Genomic DNA, 4,945 nt, shown 5'->3' with positions numbered 1-4,945 from the left:
AATCCTCCGACCGGGAATAATCCTCCGACCGGGGATAATCCTCCGACCGGGAATAATCCTCCGCCCGGGGATAATCCTCCGACCGGGAATAATCCTCCGCCCGGGGATGAGCCTCCGCCCGGGGATGAGCCTCCGCCTCCGCGCCCAACACCTGCACCTACCCCAACTCCCCAGTGACGTTGAGCAGCACTGAGGCTGCCCCTGTTACAGCAGGACCGGTAACCTGGGCGGTTGCGGTGAATTAGTCCTTCAAAAGCAGCTCGGCAATTTGAATGGCGTTGAGGGCCGCTCCTTTGCGGATTTGATCCCCGCACAGCCACAGCTCCAGGGCCTTGGGCTCGGAGATGTCCTGGCGGATGCGGCCCACCGCCACTTCATCCCTGCCGGCCACGTCGATGGGCATGGGAAAGCGGTTCTGCTGCCAATCTTCAATGAGCACCACCCCAGGGGCCTGGGCCAGGATTTGCCGAGCTTTTTCCACAGGGAAGGGCTGTTCAAACTCCAGGTTGAGGGCCTCGGCGTGGGTACGTAGCACCGGCACCCGCACACAGGTAGCTGTCAGCCGCAGGTTGGGGGATCCCATAATCTTGCGGGATTCGTTGACCATTTTCATCTCTTCCTGGCAGTAGCCGTTCTCTTGCAGGGGACTGTTGTGGAGGAAGAGGTTAAAGGCAATGGGGTAAGGGAACACCTGGGGCTGAAAGGGCTGGCCTTGCAGGTAGGCGCGGGTTTGCTCTTGCAGCTCCACCATGGCGCGGGCCCCGGCCCCACTGGCCGATTGATAGGTAGCGGCCACCACGCGGCGCAGGGGGATGTGGCGATGCAGGGGGTAGATGGCCACGCACATTAGGATGGTGGTGCAGTTGGGATTGGCAATGATCCCTTGGTGACGGAAGGCTTCCTGGGGGTTGACCTCCGGCACCACCAGCGGAACATTGGGATCCAGGCGAAAGGCGCTGGAGTTGTCCACCATCACCGCCCCCGCATCCACAATGGTTTTGGCCCAGGTTTTGGAGACACCGGCTCCGGCAGAGGCCAGCACCAGATCCAGGCCCCGGAAGGCCGCTTCTGAAACCGGCTCAACCGGGATCCGTTCCCCCTTGAAGGTCAAATAAGTGCCCGCTGAACGGGGCGAGGCCAAAAGCTTGAGGTCGGCTACAGGAAAGTTGCGCTCTTCCAATAGCGTCAGCAGCTCCGTCCCTACTGCCCCTGTTGCTCCCAAAATAGCTACCCGTTGTTGCCGTGCCATGCTTTCTTGTCCTTAGGTTTTCCTAATTCTAGGGTTCCAGAGGTGGCTGTAATCGAGGCCAAAGCAGCCTGCACCTCTGCCAGCTCGACTTGATCGGTCAGCTCGGCCTGGCCGATGCGGCGGGGCAAAACGAAGCGAATCCGCCCCTGTTTGACTTTCTTGTCGGCCTGCATTGCCTGCAGCACTGCCTCCCAAGGGATCCCGGCCGGCCACCGGCTGGGCAGTCCTGCTTTCTCGATCAGGCGTTGTTGCCGTTCGGCTTCAGCAGCGCTCCACCACCCCAGGCGGCGGGCGATCTCCCCGGCAGCCACCATGCCGATGGCGACAGCTTCTCCGTGCAGATAGCGGCGGTAGTGGGTGGCAGCTTCTAGGGCATGGCCGAGGGTGTGGCCGTAGTTGAGGATGGCCCGCAGGCCCGCTTCTTTCTCGTCCTGCTGCACCACCCAGGCTTTGCACTCGGCACAGCGGCGCAGCAGGTAGTGCAAGTCTGCGGGAGTAAAGTCGGTATAGCGGCTCAGTTGGGGTCGATCTTCCAAAAACTCAAATAGGTCGGCAGCCTGAATCACGCCGTATTTGATCACTTCCGCTAGGGCTGAGGTAAACTCCCGCTGGGGCAGAGTCTGCAATAGCGTTGGATCAATCCACACCAGGCGCGGCTGATAAAACGCCCCAATGAGGTTTTTCCCGCCAGGATGGTTGACGCCGGTCTTGCCGCCGATGGCCGCATCCACCATGGCCAAAAGTGAGGTGGGCACCTGCACAAAAGGGATCCCGCGCAGCCAAGTGGCGGCGGCAAACCCCACTATGTCGCCAATGACCCCCCCTCCTAGAGCCACCAAGGTGGAGGAGCGCTCCAGGCCAAAGGCTAGGGCGGCGTCGTAGATCTTGGCCACCGAGCGCGGGGTTTTGTAGCGCTCGCCGGCGGGCAACAGAAAAAGACGGGCAGCAAACCCCGCTTGTTGCAGCCCCTGCAGCAACTTCTCGGCAAAGTGTTTGGCAATGCCGGGATGGCTCACCACCAGAGCCCTGCCGGAAAGCCCTCTGGCCCGCATCTGGGATCCCAGCTGGATGAGGCTGTGGCCAGGGGGGCCTTCGGCAGACTGGAGGAGAATATCGTAGGAGCTGTGGGGAAGCTTGACAGGGATCAGATAGGGATCCATGCGTGTCGGTCCTGGGGGGCGGGATCCAGTGTGGCATGTTCTGCTCCCGTCTGCCTGCTGCAGGCACTGTCCTTGGGAGTTTGAAAGCCCAGGGGATCCTGCTAGGGGTTGGGGTCAACCGGCTGCGGTTGGGGAGTGAGGGTTTCCAATTCCGGCAGAGCCATTCCCGCCGGGGATGCCGAGTCTTCTTGGGCCAAGTCCTGCAGGGCGGCTTGGGCCGGCTGAAATTGCGGATCCAGCTCCAGACAGCGCTGCAAGCTGGCTTGGGCGGCTGCTCGCTGGCCGGCCCGCAGTTGAATCAGCCCCAGGGTATGCCAAAAGGCGGGCCGCTGCGGATCCAGGTGCGTGGCCTGTTGGGCGTCTGCCAGAGCAGGTTCCAGCTTCCCCAATTTCAAGGCTTCCCAGGCGCGGTTGTTGAGGGCCACAGCATCTTCTGGGGTGAGCTGCAAAACCCGCGAGTAGGCTTGCACAGCTTGTTCGGGATCCCTCAGCTCGCTGTAGATCAACCCCAGGGCAAACCAGCCCCAGGGATCCCGTTCGTTGAGGCGGAGCATCTGCTGGCAGGCGGCACGGGCTTCTTCCAGCCGGCCCAGACGCCGCAGGCCGGTGATCTGGCCAAACCAGCAGGCAGAACTGCCGGGACGCTGCTGCACCAAGCGCTGGAAATGCTGCAGGCTGGCCTCATATTGCCCCAGCTCCTGCTGAGCTACCGCCAAGGCATAGCGGGCCGGAAAGTGCTCCGGCTTGATCTTGAGGGCTTCCTCGAAGTGGATGCAGGCTTCTTTCAGGTAGCCCAATTTTTGGAAGGCCACGCCGCGGGCGTACCAGCTTTTGTAGTTGTCGGCATCGTAGCGCAGAGCGCGTTCTAGGGCCTTGCTGGCCAGCCGATACTGCCCCAAGCGCAGCAGGGCCACCCCCAAGTTGTGCAGGGTGATGGGATCCCGGCGGCGCAGCCGCAGCGAGCGCTTGTAACATTCAACAGCCGAGCGCAGCCGGTGGCAGTGGAAGAGGGCATTGCCTTGGTAACGCCAAACCCGCGCACTTCTGGGGTTGAGCTTCAAAACCCGCGCAAAACTAGCCGCTGCCGAGCTGGGCCGCCGCAGCCGCCGCAGCACGATCCCACGCGCCAGCCAGGTGCGGGGCTGTTTGGGGTTGTGGCGCAGCGCCTTGTTCAGGCTGTTCAGGGCCAGCTTAGACCGCTTCAGTTGCAGCAGGCGGATGCCGCGGTTATGCCAGGCCAGAGCATCTTCCGGGTTGCTCTCCAGCACCTTGTCGTAGTTAACCACCGCCGACTTGTACTGCCCCAGGCGCCCCAGAATCAGGGCCAGGCGCAGCCGGGTTTCTTCGTCGTAGGGGTTGATGCTCAGGGATCCGTTGTAGCTGTCCACCGCCTCGCGGTAGCGGGCCAGCTGCACCAGCACATCCCCACGGCGGCTCCAAGCCAGGGCGAAGTTGGGATCCATGTTCAGAGCCCGGTCGTAGGCGGCCAGGGCTTCCGTCAGGTTGCCGCGGCGACGCCAGTCTTCCCCCCGCTCGAATTGGATGTCGGCACTGTTCCACTGAAACAGCCGCTGAATGAACTGCAAAATGGCGATCTGACGCGCTCCTTCTTCTGGCGTGGCGGAGGGGGTTTCGCCTGTGGCAATGCGCAGGATGGCCATCTGGATGGCCCGCAAAAAGGCCTGAAATCCCCGCACCTCTTCATCTTCCAGGGACTCTTTCCCCTCACGGCGGCGGTATTGCAGCCGGAACCGCTGCAGATCCCCGGGGGCAGGGAAGCTGGGATCCAAAAAGTGCATTAGCTCCAAGGCGCGGTACTCAAACAGCACCGGATCCTCTTCTGAGCCGGTAAAATCCAGCAGGGGCGCCTCTTCCAGGGGGCGGGGCAGCTCGGCGGGGGTGTGCAGCAGCGTCAGCAGACGCTGGTTTTGTCGTGCCGGGGCATGGGGAAACCCGCTGTACAGCTCATCCCTGGGCCAGGGATCGGCAACAAACTCTGGAGAGGCCACCACTCCCACCCAGCGGCATTGTTCGATGGCCAGTTGCAGCTCCAGCTTGCGGTTATCCCCCGGCTGCAGCATCCAGCGGTCAAACCAGACTTTGAAACCCTCGCGATCCAGCCGCTCCGCCAGTTGACGCGCCCACCGGGCTTGCTCTCGGTGGTAGCGCAAGAAAAGGTCGAACTTGTAATGCTCTGAAGACATGAACGCCCGCTCGCTGATCTTCTCCAGCTTATCTTTGCGTTATCGCCACGCGACGCTTTCACCAAATTTTCGGGCTGGAGACCCGCACCATAGCCGCAGGCTTGGTGTCGAGAGGAAAGCCCTCCTCCATATAGGTTTGCTGGTCAAAGTCTGGATGAACTACAATAAGCCCATGAGCCAGATTATCTCTGTACGTTGCAAGCTGATAGTCCCACAAGAGTTGCGTCAAGAAATTGACCGCACTTTGCAGGGCTTTGCGAATGCTTGCAACCAGATTCTCGACACCGCCAAACAAAAGAACTGCTGGAACACCGCCAAGCTGCACCACTTGG

Annotated in this window: 4 protein-coding genes; all 4 read right to left on the bottom strand. The window is 61.7% G+C overall.

The genetic code is table 11. The features are described from left to right. Nucleotides 1–241: 241 nt before the first annotated feature. A complete protein-coding gene (locus NW839_RS08040; RefSeq protein ID WP_414350615.1) occupies nt 242–1,249 on the bottom strand; it encodes an aspartate-semialdehyde dehydrogenase in 1,008 nt (335 codons plus the stop codon). Next, entirely contained in the window at nt 1,228–2,409 is a 1,182-nt protein-coding gene (gene aroB, locus NW839_RS08035; RefSeq protein ID WP_414350617.1) for a 3-dehydroquinate synthase, read from the bottom strand. Before aroB ends, NW839_RS08040 begins: the two co-directional genes overlap by 22 nt. 101 nt (nt 2,410–2,510) lie before the next feature. Then, the gene (locus tag NW839_RS08030; protein WP_414350618.1) at nt 2,511–4,613 is read right to left on the bottom strand and encodes a tetratricopeptide repeat protein; all 2,103 of its coding nucleotides are present in this window, start codon (nt 4,611–4,613) and stop codon (nt 2,511–2,513) included. A gap of 58 nt (nt 4,614–4,671) precedes the next feature. Continuing rightward, nucleotides 4,672–4,945: hypothetical protein (locus tag NW839_RS08025; protein WP_414380565.1), on the bottom strand; the 274-nt coding region annotated here is incomplete at its 5' end.

This window comes from Synechococcus sp. R5-15, from assembly GCF_047462035.1.
Classification (GTDB): domain Bacteria; phylum Cyanobacteriota; class Cyanobacteriia; order Thermostichales; family Thermostichaceae; genus Thermostichus.
The sequence above is the reverse complement of the archived record's forward strand: the minus strand, read 5'-3'. Positions and strand labels throughout refer to the sequence as shown.